Raw genomic sequence first — 26096 nt, 5'->3', positions numbered from 1 at the left:
GTGATCCAGGCTATCGCCTTCTATCTTTTCGCGGCCATCGTGATCCTGTCGGGCGCGATGACCATCGCATCGCGCAATCCGGTCCATTCGGTGCTGTGGCTGATCCTGGCGTTCTTCAACGCCGCGGGCCTCATGGTGCTGGTGGGCGCGGAGTTCATCGCGATGCTGCTCGTCATCGTCTATGTCGGTGCGGTCGCGGTGCTGTTCCTGTTCGTCGTGATGATGCTCGACATCGACTTTGCGTCGTTGCGCGCTGGGTTCGTCCGGTATTTCGGCGTCGGGCTGGCGCTGGCGGTCGGGCTGGCGTGCGAGATCCTGATCGGGGTCGGCGCATGGTCGTCGGGCGGGATTGAACTGTCGCGCCGCGCCGCGCCGACGGACGCCGCGGTGCCCAACATCCAGGCGATCGGCAACCTGCTCTACACGCGCTACCTGTTCATCTTCGAGGCGGCGGGCTTCGTCCTGCTGGTCGCGATGATCGGCGCGATTGTGCTGACGCACCGCGAGCGCAGCGGCGTGCGGATTCAGAACGTCAATCGCCAAAACGCGCGCCGTCCGCAGGACGCCACGCGCAACACGCGGCCCGTCAGCGGGCAGGGGATTCAATTGTGAGCGGCTCGATCGGACTGATCCACTATCTGGTCGTCGCGGCGATCCTGTTCACGATGGGGGTGCTGGGCATCTTCCTCAATCGCAAGAACATCATCGTCATCCTGATGGCGATCGAGCTGATCCTGCTGGCGGTGAACATTAATCTCGTCGCGTTCTCCGCGGCGCTGAACGATCTCGTGGGTCAGGTCTTTGCGATGTTCGTGCTGACGGTGGCGGCGGGCGAGGCCGCGATCGGTCTTGCGATCCTCGTCATCTATTTCCGCGGACGCGGGACGATCTCGGTCGACGACGTCAACCGGATGAAGGGGTGATCCGGTGATCCAGCTTATCGTCTTCCTGCCGCTGATCGCGGCGATCGTCGCGGGCTTCGGCAACCGTGCCATCGGCAACGTGCCCGCCAAGGCGATCACGACCGCGGGGCTGTTCGCCGCCTGTGCGCTGTCGTGGCCGATCTTCATCGGCTTCCTGACCGGCGCGAACACGGCATCGGTGACGCCGGTGCTGCACTTCATCACATCGGGCAGTTTCAGCGTCGACTGGGCGCTGCGCGTCGATGCGCTGACGTCGGTGATGCTCGTCGTCATCACGTCGGTGTCCGCGCTCGTCCACCTGTATAGCTGGGGCTATATGGCGGAGGACCCGGACCAGCCGCGCTTCTTCGCGTATCTGTCGCTGTTCACCTTCGCGATGCTGATGCTCGTGACCGCGGACAACCTGATCCAGATGTTCTTCGGCTGGGAGGGCGTGGGCCTTGCCTCGTATCTGCTGATCGGGTTTTGGTTCAGGAAGCCGTCGGCCAATGCGGCGGCCATCAAGGCGTTCGTCGTCAATCGCGTCGGCGACCTGGGCTTCATGCTCGGCATCTTCGGGACGTATCTGGTGTTCGGGACGGTCTCGATCCCCGAGATCCTGGCCGCCGCGCCGGGGATGGCGGGATCGACGATCGGGTTCCTAGGGCACCGGTTCGATACGATGACGGTGCTGTGCCTGCTGCTGTTCGTCGGTGCGATGGGCAAGTCCGCGCAGCTCGGGCTCCACACATGGCTTCCCGACGCGATGGAGGGGCCGACGCCGGTGTCGGCACTGATCCACGCGGCGACGATGGTCACCGCGGGCGTGTTCATGGTGTGCCGCCTGTCGCCGATGTTCGAGACGTCGCCGACCGCGCTGGGCTTCATCACCTTCATCGGCGCAGCGACCTGCCTGTTCGCCGCGACCGTCGGGACGACGCAGACCGACATCAAGCGCGTGATCGCCTATTCGACCTGTTCGCAGCTGGGCTACATGTTCTTTGCGGCCGGGTGTGGCGCGTATGGCGCGGCGATGTTCCACCTGTTCACGCACGCGTTCTTCAAGGCGCTGCTGTTCCTGGGCGCAGGCTCGGTGATCCATGCGATGCACCACGAGCAGGACATGCGCTATTACGGCGCGCTGCGTAAGGAGATTCCGGTGACGTTCTGGGCGATGCTGCTCGGCACGCTCGCGATCACCGGCGTCGGCATCTACGAGGTCGGCGGGTTCGCAGGGTATCATTCGAAGGACGCGATCCTCGAGGCGGCGTACGCTTCGGGCGGCGGGGGCCAGGTGGCGTTCTTCGTCGGGGTGTTCGCGGCGCTGCTGACCAGCTTCTATTCGTGGCGGCTGATGTTCCTGACCTTCTGGGGCAAGCCGCGCTGGGCCGCGTCGGAGCATATCCAGCACGCGATCCACGACGCGCACGCGCATGGTCACGACGATCACGCGCATGCCGCGGACGAGGATGCCGGGCATGCGCCGCATGTCGAGACGCGTGGGTTCAACGAGATGCCGGTCGGAACGGGTGGCTATCACCCGCATGAAAGCCCGATCTCGATGCTGATCCCCCTGGTCGTGCTGTCGATCGGTGCGGTGGCGGCGGGCTTCGTGTTCAACCACTGGTTCATCCAGCCCGAGGGAGGGCCGGGGTTCTGGCGCGGTAGCCTCGCGTTCAACGAGCATCTGATGCACGCGATGCACGAGGTTCCGCTGTGGGTGAAGCTGTCCGCGACCGCAGTGATGTTGACCGGACTGCTGATCGCATGGCTGAGCTATATCCGTCACCCGTCGTTCCCGGCGAAGTTCGCGGACGTGTTCCAGCCGCTGTACCAATTCTTCCTGCGCAAATGGTACTTCGACGAACTGTACCATTTCCTGTTCGTGAAGCCGGCCTTCGCGATCGGGCGCTTGCTTTGGCACAAGGGTGACGAAGGCATGATCGACCGGTTCGGGCCAAACGGCTCGGCCTGGGTGGTCCAACTGGGTTCGCGCGCGGCGGGAAAACTGCAAACCGGCTATGTCTACACCTATGCGTTCGTGATGCTGATCGGGCTGACCGCCGCTGTGACGTGGGCGATCGCAGGATGATGTCGCACAGCATAAATTCCGTTCGCACTGAGCTTGGCCAAGCTTGTCCTGAGCGCCTGCTGCAGGCAGGCAGCCGAAAGGTGCTGTACTTTCTTCTGACCGTTCAAGGGGCAGGGCAGGGCTTCGACAAGCTCAGCCCGAACGGTAATGGGGCGATCGGCTCGTGAACAACCTCGGTTTTCCCATCCTTTCCGTGATGCTCGCGGTCCCGGCGATCGCGGCGGTCGCGTGTCTGTTCCTGTCGGCGAGCGCGGCGCGCTGGCTCGCGCTGGGGGCGACGCTGGTCGATCTCGCGCTCGGGGTCCTGTTGTGGACCAGCTACGACATCGGCGGCGCGCAGTGGCAGTTCGTCGAGAATGCCGGTTCGTTCGGCATGTTCAGCTGGGCGCTGGGCATCGACGGCTATGCGCTGCTGCTCATCATGCTCAGCGTGTTCCTGATGCCGATCTGCATCGGCGCGTCGTGGGAGGCGGTGAAGAAGCGGGTGCCCGAATACGTGGCGGCGTTCCTGCTGACCGAGGTGCTGATGATCGGCACCTTTGCGGCGCAGGACCTGTTCCTGTTCTACATCTTCTTCGAGGCCGGGCTGATCCCGATGTTCCTCATCATCGGCATCTGGGGCGGCGCGAATCGGATCTACGCGTCGTACAAGTTCTTCCTCTATACGCTGCTCGGCTCGCTGCTGATGTTCGTGGCGATGCTGTACATGGCGATCACCGCGGGGACGACTAGCATCCCGGTGCTGATGGCGTACGACTTCCCCGCCAGCGTCCAGACATGGCTGTGGCTCGCCTTCTTCGCATCCTTCGCGGTGAAGATGCCGATGTGGCCGGTGCACACCTGGCTGCCCGATGCGCACGTCCAGGCGCCGACCGCGGGATCCGTCATCCTGGCGGGCGTGCTGCTGAAACTGGGCGGTTACGGCTTCCTGCGCTTCTCGCTGCCGATGTTCCCGGAGGCGTCCGCGCAGTTCGTGTGGCTTGTGTTCGCGCTGTCGGCGGTGGCGGTGATCTACACGTCGCTGGTCGCGCTGGTGCAATCCGACATGAAGAAGCTGATCGCGTACTCCTCGGTCGCGCACATGGCGATCGTGACGATCGGGCTGTTCGCCTTTAACCAGCAGGGGATCGAAGGGGCGATGCTCGTGATGCTGGGCCATGGGCTCGTCTCGGGTGCGCTGTTCCTGTGCGTGGGCGTGATCTATGACCGGCTCCATACGCGCGAGATCTCGCGGTACGGCGGGCTTGCGATCAACATGCCGCGCTATGCGATCCTGTTCCTGTTCTTCACCATGGCCTCGATCGGCCTGCCGGGAACGAGCAATTTTGTCGGCGAGCTGCTCAGCCTGATGGGCACGTATCAGGTGTCGACCACGATCACGCTACTGTGCACGACCGGGATCATCCTGGGCGCGGGGTACATGCTGTATCTCTATCGCCGCGTCGTGTTCGGCGAGATCACCTCCGACGAGGTGCGCGCGATGACGGACCTGTCCGCGCGTGAGATGTGGCTGCTCGCGCCGATCGCGGCCGCTGCGCTTTGGATGGGCGTGTATCCGGAAAGCTTCCTCGCGCCGATGCGCAAGGATACGCAGGTGCTGCTGGCACGGCTGGATCGCGCCAAGCCTGCGGGTGACTCCTTGCCGACGCCTGGAAAACCGGGGGGCACGGGCGTCGCGCCCGCCGCCCATCATGCCGAAACGACGACGACCGCCCATGGGGGGGCGCACTGATGGATTACGCGTCCCAGATCGCGATGACGCTGCCCGAGGTCGTCCTGACGCTCGGTGCGCTCGCGCTGATGCTCGTTGCCGCATGGGGCGGGACGAAATCGACCGGTGCCGTGTCGTGGACCGCGATCGCGGTGCTGGCCGGCGCTGGTATCGCGCTCGTCGGCCCGGCCTCGTCGGGCGGGGAGGCATTCTACGGGCTATACCGTGCCGATGCATTTGCAGCGTTTGCCAAGGTGCTGATCTTCGTCGCGGCGGCGGTCGCCATCCTGATGGCGCCGGGATTCTTCAGGAAGACTGCGGGCGATGATTTGCGTCCCGAATATCCGGTGCTGATCCTGCTGTCCGCGGCCGGCATGGGGATCATGGTGTCGGCGGCGGACATGCTGACGCTGTATGTCGGGCTCGAGCTTCAGAGCCTTGCGGCCTATGTCCTGGCCAGCTTCATGCGGCGCGATACGCGATCGGCGGAGGCCGGCCTGAAGTACTTCGTCCTCGGTGCACTGGCGAGCGGGATCCTGCTGTACGGCATCAGCCTGGTCTATGGGTTCACCGGTTCGACGATGTTCACCGAGATCGCGGGTGCCTATGCGGCGACGCCGGTGTCGGGCGAAGGCAAGTCGCTCGGATTGATCTTCGGCCTGGTGTTCGTATTTGCGGGGCTGGCGTTCAAGATCTCGGCGGTGCCGTTCCACATGTGGACGCCCGACGTGTACGAAGGTGCGCCGACGCCGGTCACCGCGTTCTTCGCCTCCGCACCCAAGGTCGCGGCGATGGCGCTCGCGGTGCGCGTGGCGGTGGAGGCGATGGGGCCGGCGACGGACCAGTGGCGCCAGATCGTGATCTTCGCCGCACTCGCGTCGATCGTGCTCGGTGCGGTCGGTGCGATCGGGCAGACCAACGTCAAGCGGCTGCTCGCCTATTCGAGCATCAACAACGTCGGCTTCGCGCTGATCGGGCTTGCCGCGGGCACGCCCGAGGGCGTCGCGGCAGTGATGACGTACATGGCGATCTATGTCGTTATGACGCTGGGGTCGTTCCTGGTCGTGCTCCAGATGCGTGGAGAGGACGGTCAGCCGATCGAGACGCTGGCGAGCCTCGCGGGGCTGTCGCGGCACCGGCCCGGGCTGGCGGCGGCGCTGGCGATCTTCATGTTCTCGCTCGCGGGCATTCCGCCGCTGTTCGGCTTCTACGCCAAGTTCGCGGTATTCTACGCGGCGGTCGGCGCGGGGCTGTTCCCGCTGGCGGCGGTCGGTGCGGCGGCGTCGGTGATCGGGGCCTATTATTACCTGCGCGTCGTCAAGACGATGTACTTCGACGAACCCGCGGCGGCGTTCGCGCCGGGCGACCCAATCGAGGGCGGGCTGATCGCGGTGGCCGCGGTCATCATCTCGCCGGTGGGTTATCTCGCGATCCCGCTGCTGGCGGGGTGGACGACGGCGGCGGCGCAGTCGCTGTTCTAGGATCGATGCGCTGACGACGATCCGCACCGTCGCGGAGACGGGGTCGACCAACGTCGACATGCTTGCGCTGGCACGGGACGCCGTGACTGAGGGTGTATGGCTCCGCGCCGAGCGGCAGATCGCCGGGCGCGGGCGCGAGGGGCGGCCCTGGATATCCGAGGCAGGCAATCTCTATGCCAGCACGATCGTGCGGTTGCAGGCGGGAGATCCGTCCGCGGCGACGCTGGCGCTGGTCGCTGCGGTGGCGCTTGACGAAGTGGTGGCGCAACTGCTGCCGGCGCCGGCCGTGCGGGCGCTCGCGATCAAGTGGCCGAACGACCTGTTGCTGGGCGGTGCCAAGCTGTCCGGGATCCTGCTCGAGCGCGTCGAGGATGCGGTGGTGATCGGCGTCGGGGTCAACATCGCGCATCATCCCGCGCTTCCCGGTCGACGGACGACATGCCTTGCGGAGCATGGCGCGGCGATTGACCCGGCGGCGTTCGTCGAGCGACTGGCAGCGATGATGGCGGCCTGGGTGCATCACTGGCATGTCGATGGCGTCGCGCCGGTCGTGGCGCGGTGGAACGAAAGGGCGCATCCGCCGGGCACCCCGCTCGTCGTCCGGGTGCCCGACGGTCTGGCCCTGGAAGGCACGTTCGACCGGCTGACGTCAGACGGCGCACTCGTGCTGCGCTTGGCGGGGGGCGAAGAGCGTGTCATTCACACCGCTGACGTCTTCCTGGTCTGAACGTCGGTAACGAGGGAACCACGCGATGCTGCTGGCGATCGATGCCGGGAACACCAATATCGTCTTCGCGCTGCTGGATGGCCGCGAGATCAGGGCGCGCTGGCGGATCGCGACCGATCCACGGCGCACCGCGGACGAATATGCGGTATGGCTCAGTCAGTTGCTGGCGCTCGAAGGCCATGACCGCAGCGACGTGAGCGGCGTGATCGTCTCGACCGTCGTGCCACGCGCGCTCCACAATCTGGAAGTGCTGGCGAGCAAATATTTCAGGGTCGACGCACTGATCGCAGGCCGCGGCGCGCTCGAATGGGGGATAGCGATCGACGTCGACGAGCCCGCATCGCTGGGCGCGGACCGCGCGGTGAACACGATCGCGGCGCATGCGCTCCACCCCGGCGACCTGATCGTGATCGATTTCGGCACCGCGACGACGCTCGACGTGTCGGACTTCACCGGCGCGTACAAGGGCGGGATCATCGCGCCGGGTATCAACCTGTCGCTGGATGCGCTGGTCGGCGCGGCGGCCAAGCTGCCGCGGATCGCGATCGAGGCCCCCGCCACCGCCTCCGTCATCGGGCGCAACACCGTCGACCAGATGAACATCGGCATCTATTGGGGCTATATCGCGATGATCGAGGGGCTGGTCGCGCGGATGAAGGCGGAGGTGGCACGCCCCGTCACGGTGATCGCCACCGGTGGCCTCGCGACGCTGTTCGAGCGGCATACCGACATATTCGATGTGATCGAGCCCGATCTGACGATCCAGGGGCTGGCGATCATGTGGGAACGCGCCCATATACCGAAGTGAACGCCGCCCCGGCGCACAGGGGATTTCTTCTACCGGCACGATCGCATCGCGGCATGAAAGTCCGCGCATCGCCGGCACCATTCAGTTAGGATTTTAATGACTCCCAAGACCAACGAACTTCTCTTCTGTGCCCTTGGTGGTTCGGGCGAGATCGGCATGAACGTCAATCTCTACGGCACCGGCGGCAAATGGCTGATGGTCGATTGCGGCATCACCTTCGCCGATCCGGCCTATCCGGGCATCGACGTGATCCTGCCGGACCTGCAGTTCATCGAGGAGCGGCGCGAGCAGCTCGTCGGCATCGTGCTGACGCACGGGCATGAGGACCATATCGGCGCGCTACCGTATCTGGCGCAGGACCTGGGCGTGCCGCTCTATGCGACGCCGTTCACCGCCGGACTGATCCGCGGCAAGCTCGACGAGGAGCGGATCACCGACCGCATCGCGCTGAAGGTGATCCAGCCGGGCGAGGCTTTCAAGGTCGGCCCGTTCGGCGTCGAGTTCGTGCCGCTGTCGCACTCGATCCCCGAGGCGAACGCGCTGCTGATCGATACGCCGCATGGCCGTGTGTTCCACACCGGCGACTGGAAACTCGACCCGACCCCGGTGATCGGGACGCCCGCCTCGCCCGAGCAGCTCGCCGCGATCGGCGACGAGGGCGTCGACGTGCTGGTGTGCGATTCGACCAACGTGTTCAACGCCGAGGCCTCGGGCTCCGAAGCGACGGTGCGGCAGGGGCTGATCGACAGCGTCGCCAAGGCGCGCGGGCGCGTGCTGGTGACGAGCTTCGCCTCCAACGCGGCACGGCTGCACACGCTGGGCGAGGTCGCGCGCGAGACGGGGCGCAAGCTGTGCGTGACGGGGCGTTCGCTCGACCGGATCATCCGCGTCGCCAAGGCGTGCGGCTATCTGAAGGACTTCCCCGATACGGTCGACGCCGATGCGGCGATGCGCTTACCAAAGAACAAGATCCTCATCGTCGCGACCGGCGGGCAGGGCGAGGCGCGCGCGGCGCTGGCGCGCGTGGCCGAGGGCACGCACCCGATTTCGCTGGATGCGGACGACACCGTGATCTTCTCGTCCAAGCAGATCCCGGGCAACGAGGTCGCGATCGGGCGAATCCAGAACATCCTCGCCGGGCGTGGGGTGAAGATGGTCACCGAGAAGCAGGCGCACGTCCATGTATCCGGGCATCCGGGCCGGCCCGAGCTCGCCAAGATGTACAAGTGGATCCGCCCGCGCGTGCTGATCCCGGTCCATGGCGAGATGCGCCATTTGATGGAGCAGGCACGGTTCGGCCTGTCCGAGGGGATTCCGAGCGCGCTGGTTCAGGTCGACGGCGATATCGTGCGGCTAGGGCCGGGCGAGCCCAAGAAGATCGGGCACGCGCATATCGGGCGGCTGGTGCTCGACGGCGACGTGATCCTGCCTGCCGACGGCACGACGATCAATGAGCGGCGGCGGATCTCGGTCAACGGCCAGATCTCGGTCGCGGTGGCGATCACCAACAACGGCCGGCTCGCGGGCACGCCGCAGGTGCGGATCCAGGGCGTGCCGGTCGAGGAGGATCGTATCCCCTTCATTGAGGAGGCCGAGGATGCCGCGGCGGAGGCGGTCAAGGGCGGGCGCCGCGAGCGCGACCGGGTCCGCGAGGATATCCGGCTGGCGGTACGCAAGGTCGCGACGCGGTGGACGGGCAAGAAGCCCGTCGTCGACGTGCTGATGATCGAAGTTTGAGGGCGCGCCCGTGCGGTGGACGTCGATCCTTGCGATCTACACGCTGTTCTGGGCGTTCTCGGTCTTTCTCGTCCTGCCGTTCGGGGTGCGGACGACGCGCGAGGCCGGGGGCGAGATCGTCCCCGGCCAAGCGGAAAGCGCGCCGCACGAGTTCCGCCCCGGGCGGATCGCGCTGCGCGTGACGGTAGTGGCGACGGTGCTGTTCGCGCTGTTCTATCTCAACTACGCGATGGGATGGATCACGCCCCAGATGTTCGACTTCGACGCCGGCACCTGAGCGGCGCTACCGCAGTCGCTCGATCGCCTGTGCGAGCGCAACGTAGAGCTTGCCCATGTCCGACGACAGCAACGTCACTCCCAGCGGCGAGCCGTCGCGCTGGGCTAGGATCGTGCGCAGCATCGATTCGAAATCGTGGATGTAGCGGTTGACCTGATCGCGGAACGCCGTGTCGTCGTCGTACAGCCGGACGATGTCGCGTTGCTCCACGCTGTCGAGCAGCCGCACCGCGCGGCGGGTGAAGACGCCGCGGTCACCCTTGAGATACGCGGCCCAGGCGCTGTCGGCGACATCGGGCGCGAACGTCTTGGTAATGTCGATCGCGGACGAATTGAGCGATTCGATTAGCAGCGAGGCGCGGCGCGCGAAGCTGTCGCGGTCGGCGGCTTCGCGATCGGTGCGTGCGTTCTCGATCCGCGTCTCGACCAGCGCGGTGGTGTCCGCGATCGCCTGCATCTGGCGATCGAGCCGGTCCGACGCGCGGCTGGCGGCGGCGACGGCTTCCTCCGCGACCTGCGCGATCTGGCGGACCCGTTCCTCGACTCCGCTGCCCGCGGCCCGGCGCATCGCGTCGGCGCTCGCGGCCTCGATCGCGGCGGCGGCTTCGGGGATGACGGTGGCGAGGGTCTCGCGCGCACGGTCGGCGGCGGTGCTGGCAGTGTCGCGGACGCGGAGCAGCGCGTCGAGCAGTCGAGGCGCCGCCTCGTCGGCGAAGCGGTTCGCCTGTCCGATCGTCTCGTCGACCATCTGGCCGAGCGCATCGGCCTTGGCGCGCCCGCCGGTCAGCGTTTCCAGCAGCGTGCCCGACAGCTGGTCGACGACGCGCCGCTGGTCGGCGATGACCTGCGCGATCGCCTCTATCGCGTCGTGCGTACTTTCCGCGGCCGTGACGAGCGCGAGGAGTTCGGGCTTGGTCGCGGCGACGATGCCCTTCGACGCGGCGATGCGGGCGTCGAGCCGGTCGAGCGCGTCGGGCAGCGTCTCGTCGATCTCGCGCGCGGAGGCGTCGAGCGCGATCAGCAGCGATTCGGCGGTGCCGATCGCACGGGTGGCCATTGAATCGCCGGCCTTCAGCGCCTCGGTCATCGCGTCTGCCGAGCCGCCGAGCGCGCTGATCGATGCGGCGAGCATCGACGTGCGTTCGACGCCCTGCGCGTGAAGCGAATCGAGCTGCGTCTCGACGCGGGCGACGCCGGTCTCGAGATCGTGGACCATGCCGTCGCCGACGTTGCGCTGATGCTCGAGCCGGGTGGCGACGCGTTCGATCACCTGCTCGACGATCGCGATCCGCTCGCCTAGCGCCTCCGCGCTGTCGCGCGCGGCCGAATCGAGCGCGGCCTGGTTGGCGCCGAGCATCGCGAGCATCGCCTCGCCCTGCGCGGCGATGCCCTTGCGCGCCTCGTCGACCGCATCGGCGGTGCGGCCGAGCAGCGCGTCGACCTGATCCGAAAGATCCTCGGTGACCGCCTCCAGCCGCGCGCCCGCGGTCTCGCTGGTCGCTTCCATCCGCGCGATGTGCGCGGCGAGTTTCTGCGCCGCGCCGCCGGCGACATGCTCGGCCTCGCGCCCGCGATCGGCGAGCGCGACCAGCTGCACGTCGAGCGCTGCGGCCTGTTCGCCGGCAGCCAGCCCGGTGCGCTCGATCCGATTGGCGAGCGCATCGGTCTCGGCATGCGCGCGGGGCATCGAGGCGAGCAGGATCTGGAGCTTGGTCTGCGCGGTGTCGGTCGCGTCGGACAGCGAGCGGGCATGGATGTCCGCCTGATCGATCTCCTCCGACAGCCCGCGGCCGATCGCGGCGAGCTTCTCGGTCGCGGCGTCGCCGAGCATCGTCAGCGCACGGATCTGGTCCCCCAGCTTCTCACGATTCGAATCGATCGCGTCGCCGAGCACCGCGACCGTCCGCTCCAGCATTTCCGCCTCCCGACGCATCGCGCGTGCGCTTGCGCCGAAGCGCTGCGCCTCCGCGGTGCTGGTCCGGAGCGTCAGCAGCCAGACGATCCCGGCGAGCGCGGGCACCGCACACAGGGCCGCGACGAACTGAGCGAGACCGATCCAGTCCTGCCCCGCGAGTGCGTCACGGGCGAGCCAGAGCGCACCCCCTACCCATGCGACCGACGCCAGCGCTAGCGACACCGGGCCGAGCATGCGGAACGGAGAGGGCGTCCGGTAGCCGTCCCGTTCGCCATAGCCAGCCTCGAGCATCATCGGCTCTTCCACGCCCTCGTCGAGCGTCTCGTCGTCGCGCGCGCGCATTCCGATTATCATGGGCCCCCCGGTCATGACCTGTGTTTACCACGTTTCGCGCATCCGCAATATGCTGCTGCGGTAACCTGCGCTTAACCCTGTGGCCGTAGCGTCGACGACATGGCGTATGATCCCGGAGCAATCGATGCGACGCTGGCGGCGGCGGTGGGCGACGAGCCCGGGCTGATCGCGGAGTTGCGCGAAGCATTCCTCGACAGTGTCCGGCGCGGCGTCGCCACGCTTGAGGCGGCGCGCGACGCGGCCGAATGGCACGACGCGGCGATGCGGCTGAAGGGGCTTGCCGCCAGTTTCGGCGCGATCCGGCTGATGGCGCTGGCGGGCGAGGTCGCGGCGGCGCGACCGCTCGACGCGGACGTGCTGCGCAAGGTCCGCCGCGCGGTCGCCCGACTCTGAGATAGCGGCCCCGCAATCGGGGCTTTGCCATATCGCGCGTCAGCGATTACCAGCCGGCGATGCTTGCCGGTCTGATCTTTGCCGTACGCGATGCCGACGACGCGCCCGGCGTGCTCGCGGCGACGCTTCCCTTCGCCGGTCTGACGCTGATCGAATATCAGGCACGGCTGCTCCAGCAGGCCGGCGCGACGCAGCTCGTGGTCGTGGTGACGCGGCTGACACCCGAACTGCTCGGCGCGGTGGCTAGGATCCAGCGGCGTGGCCTCGTCGTCGACGCGGTGCGGACCGCGGGCGAGGCGGCGGCGAAGCTTCACCCGCTGGCGCGCGTGCTGATGCTCGCGGACGGGCTGGTGACGACGCCCGCGACGGTCGCGACGTTGGCGGGGGAGGGCGGCGATGCGTTGCTGACCGTCGACGATCGCAGTGCCCCGCCGGGGTTCGAGCGTGTCGGCGGGCAGGCGGCGTGGGCGGGCGTTGCCCGGCTGGCGCCACAGCGCGTCGCGGAAGTCGGCGCGATGCCGCGCGATTACGACGTGCAATCGACCTTGATCCGGGTCGCCGCACAGGCCTCGGCGATGCATGTTCCGCTCGATGTCGCGCGGACGGGCGCGGGGCACGGAATCGAGCGCAGCCGCGGCGGGCTGGCGGAGCGGGGTGATGCGATCCTGTCCGCGACCGTTTCATCGCGGCGAGGGTGGTTCGACCGCTGGGTGGTCGCGCCCATCGCGCGGCGTGTGCTGCCGGTAGTGATGAAGCGCGGCGTGGCGACGACCGGGCCGATGGTGGCGGCTGGGCTGACCGGGTTGCTGGGTCTCGCGCTGACCGCGACCGGATATTTCGCGAGCGGACTGGTGATTGCCCTGGTCGCGACGATCGCGACCGCGGTGATCGCGACGCTGGCATGGATGCGCGACGAGGTATCGCTGGAACGCGGGCTGACGATCGCGACGGGCGCAATCCCCGCGGTCGCGGTGCTGCTGATGGCGCGTGGGGTCGATTCGATCACCGCGGACATGGTCGCGACGGTGATCGCGCTGGCGCTGGTCGCGGCAGGCGCACTCGGCGAGCGGGCGGCGAGCGAATCGCGGCGCGCGCGCTGGTGGGGATCGCCGGCGGCGTATCTCGCGGCCGTGGCGCTGGCGACTTTGGTCGGGTTTCCGGTCGCCGGGCTCGCGGTGGCGGCGCTCTATGCGACGGCGACGCTTGCGATGGCGATCGAGACGTTGCGGTACGACGCTTAGCAGCGCTTTAACGACATCGGCGCTACCAGCATGGACATGTCGTTCGATCCCCCCCGCACGCCCGAAGACGCTGCGCCGATTCTCGCGCGCGCCGGCGGCGCCGAGATGCGCGAGCGCGACAGGCTCGCGGCGGGGATCGACGATTTCTTCCTGCCCGAGGACGCGCGGCTCGACGATCGCACGCGCGCGGCGATGGCGGCGGTGGTCGCGATGACGATCGGCGCGGTCGAGCGCGAGGTGGCGGGGCATGCCGCGCGCCTTTTGTCACAGCGCGGCGCGGCGAAACTGGCGGACCGGCTGGCACGGCGCGACGCGAGCGTCCTGCCGCGGCTGACCACGGCGGGGCTGTTGCGCGACCCGGAGTTGATGGCTGAGCTGATCGGCCGCGTCCGGCAGGACCTGATGGCGGAGGGGTTGACGCCGGTGCCGGGACGTGTCGACCGACCAAGCCTGCTCGCGCGGCTGGCGGATTGCCCCGACGGGGTCGTTGCGTCGGCGGCGTCGGCCTTGCTCGTCGCGGACAGCAGGCGTCGTAGCGGGACCGCAGCATCGACCGAACTGCCCGCCGAATTGCATCACCGGCTCGTCTGGTGGGTCGCGGCGGCGCTCCGCGAGGCGTATCCGGGCGAGGGTGACGCGCTCGACCGTGCGCTGGCGGAGGCGGCGCAGCGCAGTCTGGCGGCGCACGACGAGGGCGAGCGACCCGAGGCGGTGGCGATGCGCCTCGCCGCGGCGATCGATGCGCGGCCGGGGGAGCTCGGTGAGTTGCTGGTCGATTCGCTCGGCGATGCGCGGGTGACGTTGTTCGTCGCCGCGATCGCACATGCCGCAGGGCTCGACTATGCCGAGGCGCGCGCGATCGCGCTCGATCCCGAAGGGGACCGGTTGTGGCTGATGCTGCGCGCGCACGACCTCGATCGGGCGGGCATCGCGCGGATCGGGCTGATGCTGGCGGAGGCGGACCGGCGGCGTGATCTCGACGCGTTTGCGGACCAGCTCGACGCGATCGCCGCGATCGCGCCGGAAAGCGCGCGCGAGGCGCTCGCGCCGCTTCGCCTCCATCCCGATTTCCGAGCGGCGCTGCGCACGCTCGCGCGGTCGGCCCAGCGATGATCGCGCGCGCGGCCCAGGCCCGGATCGACCGTGACGGTCGGCTCGTCGAGGCGGACGCGGCGTTCGCCGCGCTCAATACGCGCGCAGGGGGCGCGGTTGGCCGCCCCGTCGCGGTGCCGCAGATCGCGACGATCGCGCGTCTGGCGCGGCGGCTGGGCATCATCGTTTCGCGTCCGGCGACGGTGGCCGATGGCGATGTCGACCGCGACCTGTGGGTCCGCGCCGAACCGGAGGGCGAGAGCGTCCGCGTGTCGATCGCGACGACCGGCGAGCGGACGAGCGCGCGCGCGCAGCCGCAGCCCGAGGCGACGCGCGATTTCCTGCTGAGCGGGGCGGACTGGCATTGGGAGACGGACGCCACGTTGCGGCTGACGCATGTCACCGTCGGCGCGGGTGCGCGCTATGGGTTCGATTCTGTGGCTATGCTGGGGCAGCCGATTACGCGGCTGTTCGCGCTCGATCGCGGCGACGCAGGGATGCTGCCGATCCTCGAAGCGCTGGCGACGCGGCATGATTTCGACGACCAGCAGGCGTTGCTGCGCGATTCGTCGCGCGCGGTCCGGCTGGCGGCGATCGCGCGGCGCGATTCGGAGGGCGGATTCGCGGGGTTCCTCGGTGGCGCGTTCATGGCGGTGCCGGCGGACGTGGCCGTCGTGACGCCTGCGCTGGGGAGAGCCTTCAGCGGTCGTCTCGACGTCGCGCTGCGGACGCCGCTCGCGCGGATCATCGCGACCGCGGACAGCATGAACGCGCAGGCCGAGGGCCCGCTGCGGCAGGACTATGTCGACTATGCCGCTGACATCGCGAGCGCGGGGCGGCATCTGATGGGGCTGATCGACGATCTCGCCGACCTGGAGGCGATCGAACGCGACGACTTCACCGTGGCGGCGGAGGCGATCGACCTTGCCGACATGGCGCGGCGCGCGGCGGGCCTGCTGACGGTGCGCGCGAGCGATGCCGGCGTGACGATCGAGCGCCCTGCTCCCGGCGAGCATGTCGCCGCCACCGGTGAGTTCCGGCGCGCGCTGCAGGTGTTGGTCAATCTGATCGGCAATGCGGTCCGCTATGCGCCCGAGGGGTCGCGCGTCCATGTCGTCGCGGAGCGGGACGGCGACCGGGCGGTGGTGATCGTCGCGGATCACGGCAAGGGCATCGCGCCCGAGGACCACGACCGCGTGTTCGAGAAGTTCGCGCGGGTCGATCCGGCGGAGCAGGGCGGAAGTGGCCTCGGCCTCTATATCGCGCGGCGGCTGGCGCGCGCGATGGGTGGGGAACTGAGCCTCGACAGCGCGCCGGGCGAGGGCGCGCGATTCGTATTCACGCTGCCGGCGGGGTGAGACGAGAGGCTTTTGAGAACGGAGGACGGTAGGAAGGGGGCCGTAATGCCCGATATTACCGCCTCAACGACGCGGCATCCGCCGCGCGATCAGAACCAGCAGCAAGCCGACCACCGCGAGCCCCGCGCCGCGATCCGCCCATGGACGCTGGTCGAGCATGAAGCTCGACTGGGGCCAGTGGACGTAACCAAGCCCCTGGCCGATCCACAACAGCCCTATCAGCGCCGCAAGGACGCCGAGGATCATCAGGATCGGCCGGAGTTTCATCGCCTCAGCGCGCGCCGATGGCGACGTAATCGCGCTCGGTCGGGCCGGTGTAGAGCTGGCGGGGCCGTCCGATCTTCTGGTCCGGATCGGTAATCATCTCGTTCCACTGTGCGACCCAGCCGACGGTGCGCGCCAGCGCGAACAGCGCGGTGAACATGCTGGTGGGGAAGCCGATCGCGGACAGGATGACGCCCGAATAGAAATCGACGTTCGGGAACAGCTTCTTCTCGACGAAATACGGATCGTTGAGCGCCATTTCCTCGAGCTTGAGCGCCACGTCGAACACCGGATTGGAGACGTTCAGCGCCTCGAACACCTCGCGCACGGTCTTCTGCATGACGGTCGCGCGCGGATCGTAGTTCTTGTAGACGCGGTGGCCGAAGCCCATCAGGCGGAACGGATCGTTCTTGTCCTTGGCGCGCGCGATGAACTCGGGGATGCGGTCGACCGAACCGATCTCGTGGAGCATGTTGAGCGCGGCCTCGTTCGCGCCGCCATGCGCGGGTCCCCACAGGCAGGCGATGCCCGCCGCGATGCACGCGAACGGGTTCGCGCCCGATGAGCCCGCGAGGCGGACCGTCGAGGTCGACGCGTTCTGTTCGTGATCGGCGTGGAGGATGAAGATCCGGTCCATCGCCTTCTCGACGACGGGGTTCACGACATAGGGCTCGGCGGGGACGCCGAACGTCATGCGCAGGAAATTGCCGGTGTAGCTCAGCGAGTTGTCCGGATAGACGAACGGCTGGCCGACGCTATACTTGTACGCCATCGCCGCGATCGTCGGCATCTTGGCGATCAGCCGATGCGACGCGATCATCCGCTGCGTCGGATCGTGAATGTCGGTCGAGTCGTGATAGAAGGCGCTGAGCGCGCCGACGACGCCGCACATGATCGCCATCGGATGCGCATCGCGCCGGAACCCGCGGAAGAACTGCGCCAGCTGCTCGTGGAGCATCGTGTGGCGCGTGATCGTGCCGGTGAAGGCGTCGAGATCGTCCTTGCCCGGCAGCTCGCCGTTGAGCAGCAGGTAGGCGACCTCCATGAAGCTCGACTGTTCGGCCAGCTGCCCGATCGGATAGCCGCGGTGGAGCAGCACGCCCTTGTCGCCGTCGATATAGGTCAGGTTCGACTGGCACGACGCGGTCGAGGTGAAGCCGGGATCGTAGGTGAACGCGTCGGTCTGCGCATACAGCTTGCGGATGTCGACCACGTCGGGGCCGACGCTGCCGGACATGACCGGATATTCGAATTCCTTGCCCGCGATCGCGAATTTTGCGGTGTCGGTCATGGTCTCAGTCCTCTCGGTCAGGCGGTGTGGTCCGCAATCCGTGCCAGGCTCTCGTCGCGCCCGAGCAGGTCGAGGACGTCGAAGATTCCGGGCGACGTCTTGCGTCCGGTGAGTGCGACGCGGAGCGGCTGCGCGACCTGGCCGAGCTTGACACCCGCCGTCTCGGCCACGCGGCGTACCGCGTCTTCGAGCGTCTCCGTATCCCAGTTGTGCACTGCGTCAAGAGCGGCGTGCAGCTGCGCCAGCAGCGCGGGCGCCTCGCCCGCGAGAAGCGGTGCCGCGGCGTCGTCGATCGCGAGCGGGCGGTTGGCGAACAGGAATGCGCTGCCATCCGCCAGTTCGTTCAGGTTCGCGGCGCGCGGCTTGAGCGACGGCATCGCGCGGACCAGCAGGTCGCGGCGGGTATCGTCATGAGCGAATTCGAGACGTTCGGCGACCAGATCGGCAAGCCGGGCGTCGCTCGCCTCGCGAATATAATGACCGTTGAGGTTCTCGAGCTTCTTCAAATCGAACCGCGACGGGCTCTTGCCGACATGCGCGAGATCGAACCATTCTATCGCCTGCTCGCGGCTGATGATCTCGTCGTCGCCATGCCCCCAGCCGAGGCGGAGGAGATAATTGTCGAGCGCCTCGGGCAGGATGCCGAGCTCGTCGCGATAGGTCTCCACCCCGACCGCGCCGTGGCGCTTCGAGAGCTTGCCGCCGTCCGAACCGTGAATCATCGGGATATGCGCGTAGACCGGCTCGGGCCACGCATTGGCGCGGTAGATCGGCAGCTGGCGGAACGCATTGTTGAGATGGTCGTCGCCGCGGATGACGTGGGTGACGCCCATGTCGTGGTCATCGACCACCACCGCGAGCATGTAGGTGGGCGTACCATCCGAGCGGAGCAGGACGAGGTCGTCGAGCTCGCCGTTCTGGACGGTGACGCTGCCCTGCACCTTGTCGTCGATCGTCGTTGCGCCCTCGGTCGGGGCCTTGAGGCGCACCACGAACGGCTGGTCGGCGAGGCCGTCGGTGCGGTCGCGCCAGGGCGAGCGGATGCGGAGCGGCGTCTTCGCCGCCTGTGCCTCGGCGCGCATCGCGTCGATCTCGGCCGGGGTCAGCCAGCAGCGATAGGCATGGCCGGCGGCGACCATCTGGTGCGCCACCTCCGCATGCCGCGCGGCGCGTTCGAACTGATAGACCTCCTCGCCGTCCCAATCGAGTCCGAGCCAGCGCATCGACGACAGGATCGCGTCGATCGCGGGCTGGGTGGAGCGCGCGCGATCGGTATCCTCGATCCGCAGCAGGAACTTGCCGCCATGCGCCCGTGCGAACAGCAGGTTGAACAGCGCCGTCCGCGCGCCGCCGATGTGGAGGAACCCGGTGGGCGAGGGCGCGAAACGCGTGACGATGCTCTCGCCCGCAACGGTCGCGGTATCGGTGGTTGCGCTCAAGCGCACATGCTCCCAAAGTTGAGGACAGTCTGGAAAATCTGATGGCCGGTTCAGCCGCCGACGCCCCTAGCATGCGCACCCGGCCGCTTCAAATCGCGGGAGCCCGGCGCGTGCGCGACGCGCTGGAGTGCTGGCTGGAGGCTGAGCGGGACCATCTGCTGCTGTGGGTGCCGGTGATGCTGGGGGCCGGCGTCGCGGCGTGGTTCGTGTTGCCGGTGCGGAACCAGTGGATCGCGGCGATGTTGGCGGCGACTGCGATCGCGGCGCTGGCGCTCGCGATCGGGCGTGGTGGACGGGCCGGGCGCGCGGTCGCGGTCGCGGCGGTGCTGGTCGCGTGCGGGATGGCGTCGATCTGGTGGCGGGCCGAGCGGTTGGCCGGGCCCGTCCTGGGTCGGCCGGCAATCGTGCGGTTCGAAGCGAAGGTGGAGCGGGTCGACCTGCTGCCGGCGCGCGAATTGGTGCGGGTGCGGCTTGCGCCGGTGCGGGTGATCGCGGAGGAGGCGCGCGACACGGTGGCGCTGCCGCCGCACCTGCGCGTCAACATCGCGGAGGCCGATGCGCCGGAGGGGCTTGCGCCGGGGATGACGCTGCGGCTGGGCGCGCGACTGATGCCGCCGCCCGGTGCCGCAGTGCCGGGGGCGTACGACTATTCGCGCGCGGCGTGGTTCGACTCGATCGGCGCGACCGGGCGCGCACATGCGCCGGTCGAGATGATCGCGGGTCAGGCGTCGCAGCCCGGGGTTCGCCAGCGCCTGTCGCGGCATATCCATGCGAGACTGCCCGGCAGCGAGGGCGGGGTCGCGTCCGCGCTGGCGACCGGCGACGTGGGTGCGATCGCGGAGGCCGATGCCGAGGCGATGCGCCGCGCGGGGCTCGCGCACCTGTTGTCGGTCAGCGGGCTGCACATCACCGCAGTTGTCGGGATGACGATGCTGCTGGCGTTGCGGTTGCTGGCGTTGAGCCCGTGGCTGGCACTGCACTGGCGGCTGCCGCTGGTCGCGGCGGGTGCGGGCGCGGGCGCAGCGATCGGCTATACGCTGCTGACCGGGAGCGAAGTCCCGACGATCCGGTCGTGCGTCGCAGCGCTGATGGTGCTCGCCGCACTGGCGGCGGGGCGCGAGGCGGTGACGCTGCGGCTGGTCGCAGTCGGCGCGCTGGTGGTGATCGTGGCTTGGCCGGAGAGCGTGATGGGGGCGAGCTTCCAGCTGTCCTTCGCCGCGGTGACCGCGATCGTGGCGCTGCACGAGCATCCGCGGGTGCGGGCGTGGTTCGCGGCGGACGGGGCGGGGTGGCTGGAACGCGCAGCCCGGGGGCTCGCGTCGCTGCTAGTGACCGGGGTGGTCGTCGAGCTGGCGCTGATGCCGATCGCGGTGTTTCATTTCCACAAGGCGGGGGTCTATGGCGCGCTCGCCAATATCGTCGCGATCCCGCTGACGACCTTCGTCGTGATGCCGCTGGAGGCGATCGCGTTGCTGCTGGATATCGGCGGACTGGGCGCACCGCTGTGGTGGATGGCGGGCAAGGCGCTGTCGCTGCTGCTGTGGATCGCTCGGAGCGTCGCCGCGGCGCCGGGATCGGTGACCGCGCTGCCCGCGATGCCGGCGGGCGCGTTCGCGGCGATGCTGGCGGGCGGACTGTGGATCGCGCTGTGGCGGACACGCTGGCGGCGGCTGGGCGCGGTGCCGGTCGCGATCGGCGCGGTCTGGGTGCTGGCGACCCCCGCGCCCGACCTGCTCGTGACCGGCGACGGGCGTCATGTCGCAGTGCGGACCGCGGGAGGATCGGTGGCGCTGCTCCGCGACCGGGCGGGCGACTATATGCGCGACGTTCTCGCGGTGAACGGCGGGGTCGACGGCGAACCGCTGTTACTGTCGGAGCAGGGGAACGCGCGGTGCAGCCGCGACCTGTGCCTCGCGACTCGAACGGTGGCCGGACGGCGCTGGCGCATCCTCGCGACCCGCAGCCTCTATCTCGTCCCGGCCGCGGAGCTGATCGCGGCGTGCGCGAGCGCGGATGTCGTCGTCAGCGAACGCCGGCTGCCCTATGCTTGCAAGCCGCGCTGGCTGAGGCTCGATCGCCCGGTGCTGGCCCGGACGGGCGGGATCGCCACGACATTCGCGACCGGGCACATCGCGACGACGCGCGTGCCCGGCGACGATCACCCTTGGGCACAGGCGCTCAATCGTAGCGGCGCAGGATTCCCGAAAGCTTACCCTGGACGCGGACCTGCGCGGGGGCATAGCGCTGCGGATCATAGGCGCGGTTCGCGGGATCGAGCCGGACCATCGCACCCTCGCGACGGAAATATTTGAGCGTCGCCTCGCTGTCTTCAATCAGCGCGACCACGATCTCGCCGTCGCGTGCAACCTCCTGCCGCCGGATCAGCGCGTAGTCACCGTCGAGAATTCCCGCCTCGACCATCGAATCGCCCGACACTTCCAGCGCATAATGCTCGCCAGACCCGAGCAGCGCCGCGGGCACCGCGAGCATCGACGATCCCTCGAACGCCTCGATCGGGACACCCGCCGCGATGCGGCCGTGGAGCGGGATCTCGATCACGTCGTTGGCGGGTTCGGGGGCGGGCTTCACGTTGCCGCCCCGCTTCGCCTCGGGCTTTTTCGCCTCGACGCGCTCGGGCATCTTGAGCACTTCGAGCGCCCGCGCGCGATTGGGCAGGCGGCGGAGGAAGCCGCGCTCCTCGAGCGCGCTGATAAGGCGATGGACCCCGGATTTTGACTTGAGGTCGAGCGCGTCCTTCATCTCCTCGAACGAGGGCGAAACGCCGCTTTCGGTCAGCGAGTCGTTGATGAAGCAGATCAGCTCATGCTGTTTCTTGGTAAGCATCGCGGTCCTCCGCTGGCGAACAGACGGCGAACCTTTACGGAACACAATGGTTGTCGTCAAGCGATGTCGAGGATTTCCGCCGATTCGCCCGCCATCGCCGCAGGGGCGTGCGGCGCGCGGATGACGAGGCAGTTCGCACGGGCGAGCGTGGCGAGCATCGAACTGTCTTGGATCGCCGCGACGAACACTTTGCCGTCCCGTAGCTGCGCGCGCATGTAGTCGGTGCGCGGGCCATTCGCGGGCAGGTCTTCGCCGAGCGACACCAGACGCGGGCGGGGCAGCGCTTCGCGCGCACCGGCGAGTGCGGCGACGACGGGCTTCACGAACAGCAGCGCCGTCACGAAGGCCGACACCGGATTGCCGGGCAGCCCCAGGACCTGCATCGCCCCGCGCCGCCCCGCGAGCATCGGCTTGCCGGGCCGCAGCGCGATCCGCCAGAAATCGATGACGCCGCCCGCCGCCTCGAGCGCAGGACGGACGAGATCGTGATCGCCGACCGACGCGCCGCCGGTGGTGACGAGCAGATCGGCATCGACCTCGACGAAGGCGCGGGTGAGAGTGTCGAGCCGATCGGGCAGAATGCCGAGATCGACGATCTCGACCGGCAGGTCGGCGAGCAGCGCGCGGAGCAGCAACCGGTTCGATTCGGGAAGCTGGACGCCGCTTGCGGCGATGGACGGGTCGACGAGTTCGTCCCCGGTCGCGACGATCGCGACGCGGACCCTGCGATGCACCGCGATCGCCGTCGCCCCGCCGGTGGCGACCAGTGCGAGGCGGGCGGGGGTGAGGCGCTGCCCGGCCTCGACGAGGGTATCTTCCGCGAGGAAGTCCAGTCCGCGGCGGCGGGTGTTGCGGCCGTGCGCGAGCGGCCCTTCGCCGACCAGTGCGACGTGGTCGGCGTCGCGCTCGACTTCCTCCTGGATCATCACCGTGTCGGTGCCCGCAGGCATCGCGGCCCCGGTGAAGATGCGGACGGCCTCGCCAGCCGCTGCGATGCCGGCGAACGGTCGACCGGCGGCGCTTTCGCCCACGACGTGCCATGGCCCCGGCATGTCAGCGAAGCGGATCGCATAGCCGTCCATTGCGGACAGGTCGGCGGCGGGCTGGGTCCGCGTCGCGCGGACCGGCCCGGCGGCCCAGCGCCCGATCGCGTCGATCGGGGCGACGTGTTCGACGTCGACCGCGTGGGCCGAGCCAATGAGCCGGCGCTGCGCTTCGTCCACGGGAAGCAGCGGCGTGCTCACGCCTGCCAGTCGCCCGACCGGCCGCCGCGCTTGGCGACGACGCGGATGCCCTCGATCGTCATGCGATTGTCGAGCGCTTTCGCCATGTCGTAGATCGTCAGCAGTGCGGCGGTGGTGGCGGTGAGCGCTTCCATCTCGACGCCGGTCTTCCCGTCGGTCGCGACGGTCGCGGTCGCGGTGATGCCATCGTCGGCGAGTGCCAGGTCGATCGCGACGCGGGTGAGCGGCAGGGGATGGCACAGCGGGATGATGTCCGCGGTGCGCTTGGCCGCCATGATTCCGGCGACGCGCGCGACCGCGAGGACGTCGCCCTTCGCCACCGCGCCGTCGCGGATCGCGCGCGCTGCCTCGGGGGACATGACGATCCGACCGGTCGCGGTGGCCTCACGCGCGGTGACGGACTTGTTCGCGACGTCGACCATGTGCGCGGCGCCGGCCGCGTCGAGATGCGTGAGGCGCGTCATCCGACGAGCGCGCGCGTCGCCGCCTCGACGTCAGCCTGGCGCATCAGCGCCTCGCCGACGAGGAAGCAGCGGATGCCGTGCGCCGCCATCGCGTCGAGATCGGTGCGGGTGTTGAGCCCGCTCTCTGCCACGAAGGTGCAGCCTTCGGGGGCCTTGCCGACGAGATCGTAGGTCCGCTGGAAATCGACCGAGAAATCGCGCAGGTCGCGGTTGTTGACGCCGATCAGCCGCGACTTGAGCTTCAGCGCGCGTTCGAACTCGTCCTCGTCATGGACCTCGACGAGCACGTCCATGCCGCAATCGATCGCGGCGGACTCGATCTCGGCGGCGCGCGCGTCGTCGAGTGCGGCCATGATGACGAGGATCGCGTCGGCGCCGAGGCTGCGCGATTCCATCACCTGCCACGGGCTGACCATGAAGTCCTTGCGGATCACCGGGAGCGCGCAGGCTTCGCGCGCGGCCAGCAGGTACGCATCCGCGCCCTGGAACCAGCGCTCGTCGGTGAGCACCGAGAGACAGGCCGCACCGCCGGCTTCATAGGCGCGGGCGTGCGCGGGGGGATCGAAATCCTCTCGGATCACGCCCTTGGAGGGGCTGGCCTTCTTGATCTCCGCGATCAGCGCGTGCCCGGTCGCAGCCTTCGCATCGAGCGCGGCGCGGAAGCCGCGGGGCGCGCCGACTTCGGCGATCCGCGCTTCCAGGTCGGAGACGGGGATGGTCGAGCGGCGGGCGGCGACTTCGGCGCGCTTGGTTTCGAGGATGCGGTCGAGGATGTTGGTCATGGATAGGCGATCCAGCGGGCGAGCAGATCGGCGGCGGCGCCGGCGTCGATCGTGCGCGCGGCGCGGGCGGCGCCGTCGGCGAGCGTCGCGTCGGTGCCGGCGAGGACGAAGGCAGCGGCGGCATTGAGCAGGACCGCATCGCGGTACGCGCCGCGCTCGCCCGTGAGCAACCGCTGGAGCGCGGCGGCGTTGTGTTCGGGATCGCCGCCGTGGATCGCGGCAATCGGATGGCGCATCAGGCCCGCGTCCTCGGGCGCGATACGGTCAGGCAGCGCGACCGCGCCGATCGACACCGCGATCGTCGGCCCCGCGCCAGAAACCTCGTCGAGGCCCTCTTCACCCGAGACGACGAGCGCCGCCTCGGTGCCGAGCTGGTCGAGTGCGCCGGCATAGACGGGCGCGTAGTCGGGGCGGGCGATGCCGATCAACTGGCGGGTGACGCCGGCCGGGTTTGCCAGCGGGCCCATCAGGTTGAAGATCGTCCGTCGCCCGATGCGCTGGCGGATCGGGGTAATCCGCTTCATCGCGGGATGGTGGTTGCCCGCGAACAGGAAGCAGATGCCCAGATCGGCCAGCGTCCGCTCCGCCAGCGCCCCTGCGCGTGCCATGTCGACGCCAAGCGCCTCGAGCGTATCCGCCGCGCCCGCCTTCGACGAGGCGGCGCGGTTGCCGTGCTTGGCGACGGGAATGCCCGCGCTCGCGACGACCAGGCTGACCGCGGTGGAGACGTTGAGCGTGTGGTGCCCGTCGCCGCCGGTGCCACAGACGTCGATCGCACCGGTTGGAGCCTCGATCGGGATCAGCCGTGCACGCATCGCGCGGGCGGCTTCCGCGATCTCGATTGCCGTCTCGCCGCGCTCGGTCATGCCGACGAGGAAGGTGGCGATCGCGTCTTCGGAGGGCTTGCCGTCGAGAAGGTCGGCGAACGCCTGTGCGGCGGTTTCGCGCGACAGCGGCGACGCGGTGTCGGGGAGCGTCATGCGGGGGTGTCGATGCCGGCGTCGCGCAGGAAGTTGGCGAGCAGCGCGTGGCCGTGCTCGGTCGCGATGCTCTCCGGGTGGAACTGGACGCCGTGGATCGGCAGCTCGCGGTGGCGGACGCCCATCACGGAGCCGTCGCTCGCGGTGGCGTTGACGACGAGGGCGTCGGGAATGTCCTCCACGATCAGCGAATGATAGCGCGTCGCGGTGAAGGGGGAGGGGACGCCGGCGAAGACGCCGGTGCCGTCGTGCGTCACCGGGCTGGTCTTGCCGTGCATCAGTCCGCCGCGAACCACGCGCCCGCCGAACGCCTGCCCGATCGCCTGGTGCCCGAGGCAGACGCCGAGCAACGGCCGCCGGTTCGCCGCGGCGGCTGCGACCAGATCGAGCGAGATGCCCGCTTCGTTCGGAGTGCACGGGCCGGGGGAGATCAGGAAGCCGGCCGCGTTCGACGCGATCGCGTCCGCCGCGGTCAGCGCATCGTTGCGTACCACCGTCACCTCCGCGCCCAGCTCCATCAGGTAATGGACGAGGTTCCAGGTGAAGCTGTCGTAATTGTCGACGACCAGGATCATGCCGCACGCCATAGCCGATGCGCGGAGGCACGCAACGCCTGTCGGCGGCATGTTGCAATCGCGACACGCATCGGCAATCCGGCGGAGACGTTCAGGCTGGAGCAAAGCGGCCGGGGGAACGTTGAT

23 protein-coding genes and 1 pseudogene are annotated in these 26096 nt (G+C 68.8%); 14 read left to right on the top strand and 10 right to left on the bottom strand.

Features of this window, described 5'->3' with window-relative positions:
- The 9 genes from ACV7NO_RS11795 to ACV7NO_RS11755 all read left to right on the top strand — a co-directional run bounded on the left by ACV7NO_RS11795 (position 1) and on the right by ACV7NO_RS11755 (position 9735).
- Positions 1–612, top strand: coding sequence for an NADH-quinone oxidoreductase subunit J (locus tag ACV7NO_RS11795; protein WP_463406183.1), 612 nt, complete (start codon positions 1–3; stop codon positions 610–612).
- Positions 613–620: 8 nt separating this feature from the next.
- Positions 621–923: an NADH-quinone oxidoreductase subunit NuoK gene (gene nuoK, locus ACV7NO_RS11790; RefSeq protein ID WP_463407331.1), complete on the top strand. Its 303-nt coding sequence runs from the start codon at positions 621–623 to the stop codon at positions 921–923.
- Positions 924–927: 4 nt separating this feature from the next.
- The gene (gene nuoL / locus ACV7NO_RS11785; RefSeq protein WP_463406182.1) at positions 928–2994 is read left to right on the top strand and encodes an NADH-quinone oxidoreductase subunit L; all 2067 of its coding nucleotides are present in this window, start codon (positions 928–930) and stop codon (positions 2992–2994) included.
- Positions 2995–3157: 163 nt separating this feature from the next.
- On the top strand, positions 3158–4726 hold the full coding sequence (locus tag ACV7NO_RS11780) for an NADH-quinone oxidoreductase subunit M (RefSeq protein WP_463406181.1): 1569 nt from the start codon (positions 3158–3160) through the stop codon (positions 4724–4726).
- On the top strand, positions 4726–6186 hold the full coding sequence (gene nuoN, locus ACV7NO_RS11775; RefSeq protein ID WP_463406180.1) for an NADH-quinone oxidoreductase subunit NuoN: 1461 nt from the start codon (positions 4726–4728) through the stop codon (positions 6184–6186). Before ACV7NO_RS11780 ends, nuoN begins: the two co-directional genes overlap by 1 nt.
- A gap of 19 nt (positions 6187–6205) precedes the next feature.
- Positions 6206–6913 carry a biotin--[acetyl-CoA-carboxylase] ligase gene (locus tag ACV7NO_RS11770; RefSeq protein WP_463407330.1) on the top strand — a complete coding sequence of 236 codons (708 nt, stop codon included), beginning with the start codon at positions 6206–6208 and terminating at the stop codon, positions 6911–6913.
- Positions 6914–6938: 25 nt separating this feature from the next.
- Positions 6939–7721 carry a type III pantothenate kinase gene (locus ACV7NO_RS11765; RefSeq protein WP_463406179.1) on the top strand — a complete coding sequence of 261 codons (783 nt, stop codon included), beginning with the start codon at positions 6939–6941 and terminating at the stop codon, positions 7719–7721.
- Positions 7722–7817: 96 nt separating this feature from the next.
- The gene (locus tag ACV7NO_RS11760) at positions 7818–9458 is read left to right on the top strand and encodes a ribonuclease J (protein WP_463406178.1); all 1641 of its coding nucleotides are present in this window, start codon (positions 7818–7820) and stop codon (positions 9456–9458) included.
- A 10-nt stretch (positions 9459–9468) separates the two neighbouring features.
- Entirely contained in the window at positions 9469–9735 is a 267-nt protein-coding gene (locus tag ACV7NO_RS11755; RefSeq protein WP_463406177.1) for a DUF1467 family protein, read from the top strand.
- A gap of 6 nt (positions 9736–9741) precedes the next feature.
- Here ACV7NO_RS11755 and ACV7NO_RS11750 read toward each other — a convergent pair whose 3' ends face one another.
- On the bottom strand, positions 9742–12018 hold the full coding sequence (locus tag ACV7NO_RS11750; RefSeq protein ID WP_463406176.1) for a coiled-coil domain-containing protein: 2277 nt from the start codon (positions 12016–12018) through the stop codon (positions 9742–9744).
- Positions 12019–12102: 84 nt separating this feature from the next.
- Between ACV7NO_RS11750 and ACV7NO_RS11745 the strand changes: the two genes are divergently transcribed.
- The 4 genes from ACV7NO_RS11745 to ACV7NO_RS11730 are packed head-to-tail and all read left to right on the top strand — an operon-like array spanning position 12103 to position 16087.
- Complete coding sequence (locus ACV7NO_RS11745) at positions 12103–12396, top strand: Hpt domain-containing protein (protein ID WP_463406175.1); 294 nt, start codon at positions 12103–12105, stop codon at positions 12394–12396.
- Between the two features lie 59 nt (positions 12397–12455).
- Entirely contained in the window at positions 12456–13637 is a 1182-nt protein-coding gene (locus ACV7NO_RS11740; RefSeq protein WP_463406174.1) for a hypothetical protein, read from the top strand.
- A 36-nt stretch (positions 13638–13673) separates the two neighbouring features.
- Complete coding sequence (locus tag ACV7NO_RS11735) at positions 13674–14750, top strand: DUF2336 domain-containing protein (protein WP_463406173.1); 1077 nt, start codon at positions 13674–13676, stop codon at positions 14748–14750.
- Entirely contained in the window at positions 14747–16087 is a 1341-nt protein-coding gene (locus tag ACV7NO_RS11730; protein ID WP_463406172.1) for a sensor histidine kinase, read from the top strand. The genes ACV7NO_RS11735 and ACV7NO_RS11730 overlap by 4 nt, the downstream gene beginning before the upstream one ends.
- A 63-nt stretch (positions 16088–16150) precedes the next feature.
- On the opposite strand, the gene ACV7NO_RS11725 is transcribed toward ACV7NO_RS11730, so the two are convergent.
- The 3 genes from ACV7NO_RS11725 to gltX are packed head-to-tail and all read right to left on the bottom strand — an operon-like array spanning position 16151 to position 19081.
- Positions 16151–16354: a hypothetical protein gene (locus ACV7NO_RS11725; protein ID WP_463406171.1), complete on the bottom strand. Its 204-nt coding sequence runs from the start codon at positions 16352–16354 to the stop codon at positions 16151–16153.
- 4 nt (positions 16355–16358) lie between these two features.
- Entirely contained in the window at positions 16359–17642 is a 1284-nt protein-coding gene (locus tag ACV7NO_RS11720; protein ID WP_463406170.1) for a citrate synthase, read from the bottom strand.
- Positions 17643–17659: 17 nt separating this feature from the next.
- Entirely contained in the window at positions 17660–19081 is a 1422-nt protein-coding gene (gltX, locus tag ACV7NO_RS11715; protein ID WP_463406169.1) for a glutamate--tRNA ligase, read from the bottom strand.
- Between the two features lie 71 nt (positions 19082–19152).
- On the opposite strand from gltX, the pseudogene ACV7NO_RS11710 reads away from it, so the two are divergent.
- Positions 19153–21249, top strand: a pseudogene (locus tag ACV7NO_RS11710) (ComEC/Rec2 family competence protein); the annotation flags it as partial.
- Between the two features lie 10 nt (positions 21250–21259).
- On the opposite strand, the gene lexA reads toward ACV7NO_RS11710, so the two are convergent.
- From lexA to ACV7NO_RS11680, 6 genes are read right to left on the bottom strand one after another with little or no spacing between them, the layout of a single operon-like run.
- The gene (gene lexA / locus ACV7NO_RS11705; RefSeq protein ID WP_463406168.1) at positions 21260–21925 is read right to left on the bottom strand and encodes a transcriptional repressor LexA; all 666 of its coding nucleotides are present in this window, start codon (positions 21923–21925) and stop codon (positions 21260–21262) included.
- 56 nt (positions 21926–21981) lie between these two features.
- A complete protein-coding gene (locus ACV7NO_RS11700) occupies positions 21982–23169 on the bottom strand; it encodes a molybdopterin molybdotransferase MoeA (RefSeq protein ID WP_463406167.1) in 1188 nt (395 codons plus the stop codon).
- Positions 23166–23633: a cyclic pyranopterin monophosphate synthase MoaC gene (gene moaC, locus ACV7NO_RS11695; protein WP_463406166.1), complete on the bottom strand. Its 468-nt coding sequence runs from the start codon at positions 23631–23633 to the stop codon at positions 23166–23168. Before moaC ends, ACV7NO_RS11700 begins: the two co-directional genes overlap by 4 nt.
- Positions 23630–24415 (bottom strand): indole-3-glycerol phosphate synthase TrpC, encoded by a 786-nt coding sequence (gene trpC / locus ACV7NO_RS11690; RefSeq protein ID WP_463406165.1) that lies wholly within the window; start codon positions 24413–24415, stop codon positions 23630–23632. Before trpC ends, moaC begins: the two co-directional genes overlap by 4 nt.
- Complete coding sequence (gene trpD, locus ACV7NO_RS11685; protein ID WP_463406164.1) at positions 24412–25395, bottom strand: anthranilate phosphoribosyltransferase; 984 nt, start codon at positions 25393–25395, stop codon at positions 24412–24414. Before trpD ends, trpC begins: the two co-directional genes overlap by 4 nt.
- A complete protein-coding gene (locus tag ACV7NO_RS11680; protein ID WP_463406163.1) occupies positions 25392–25970 on the bottom strand; it encodes an anthranilate synthase component II in 579 nt (192 codons plus the stop codon). The genes trpD and ACV7NO_RS11680 overlap by 4 nt, the downstream gene beginning before the upstream one ends.
- Positions 25971–26096: the final 126 nt, after the last annotated feature.

The sequence above is a fragment of the Sphingomonas sp. Ell38C01 genome, assembly GCF_055231975.1.
The sequence above is the reverse complement of the archived record's forward strand: the minus strand, read 5'-3'. Positions and strand labels throughout refer to the sequence as shown.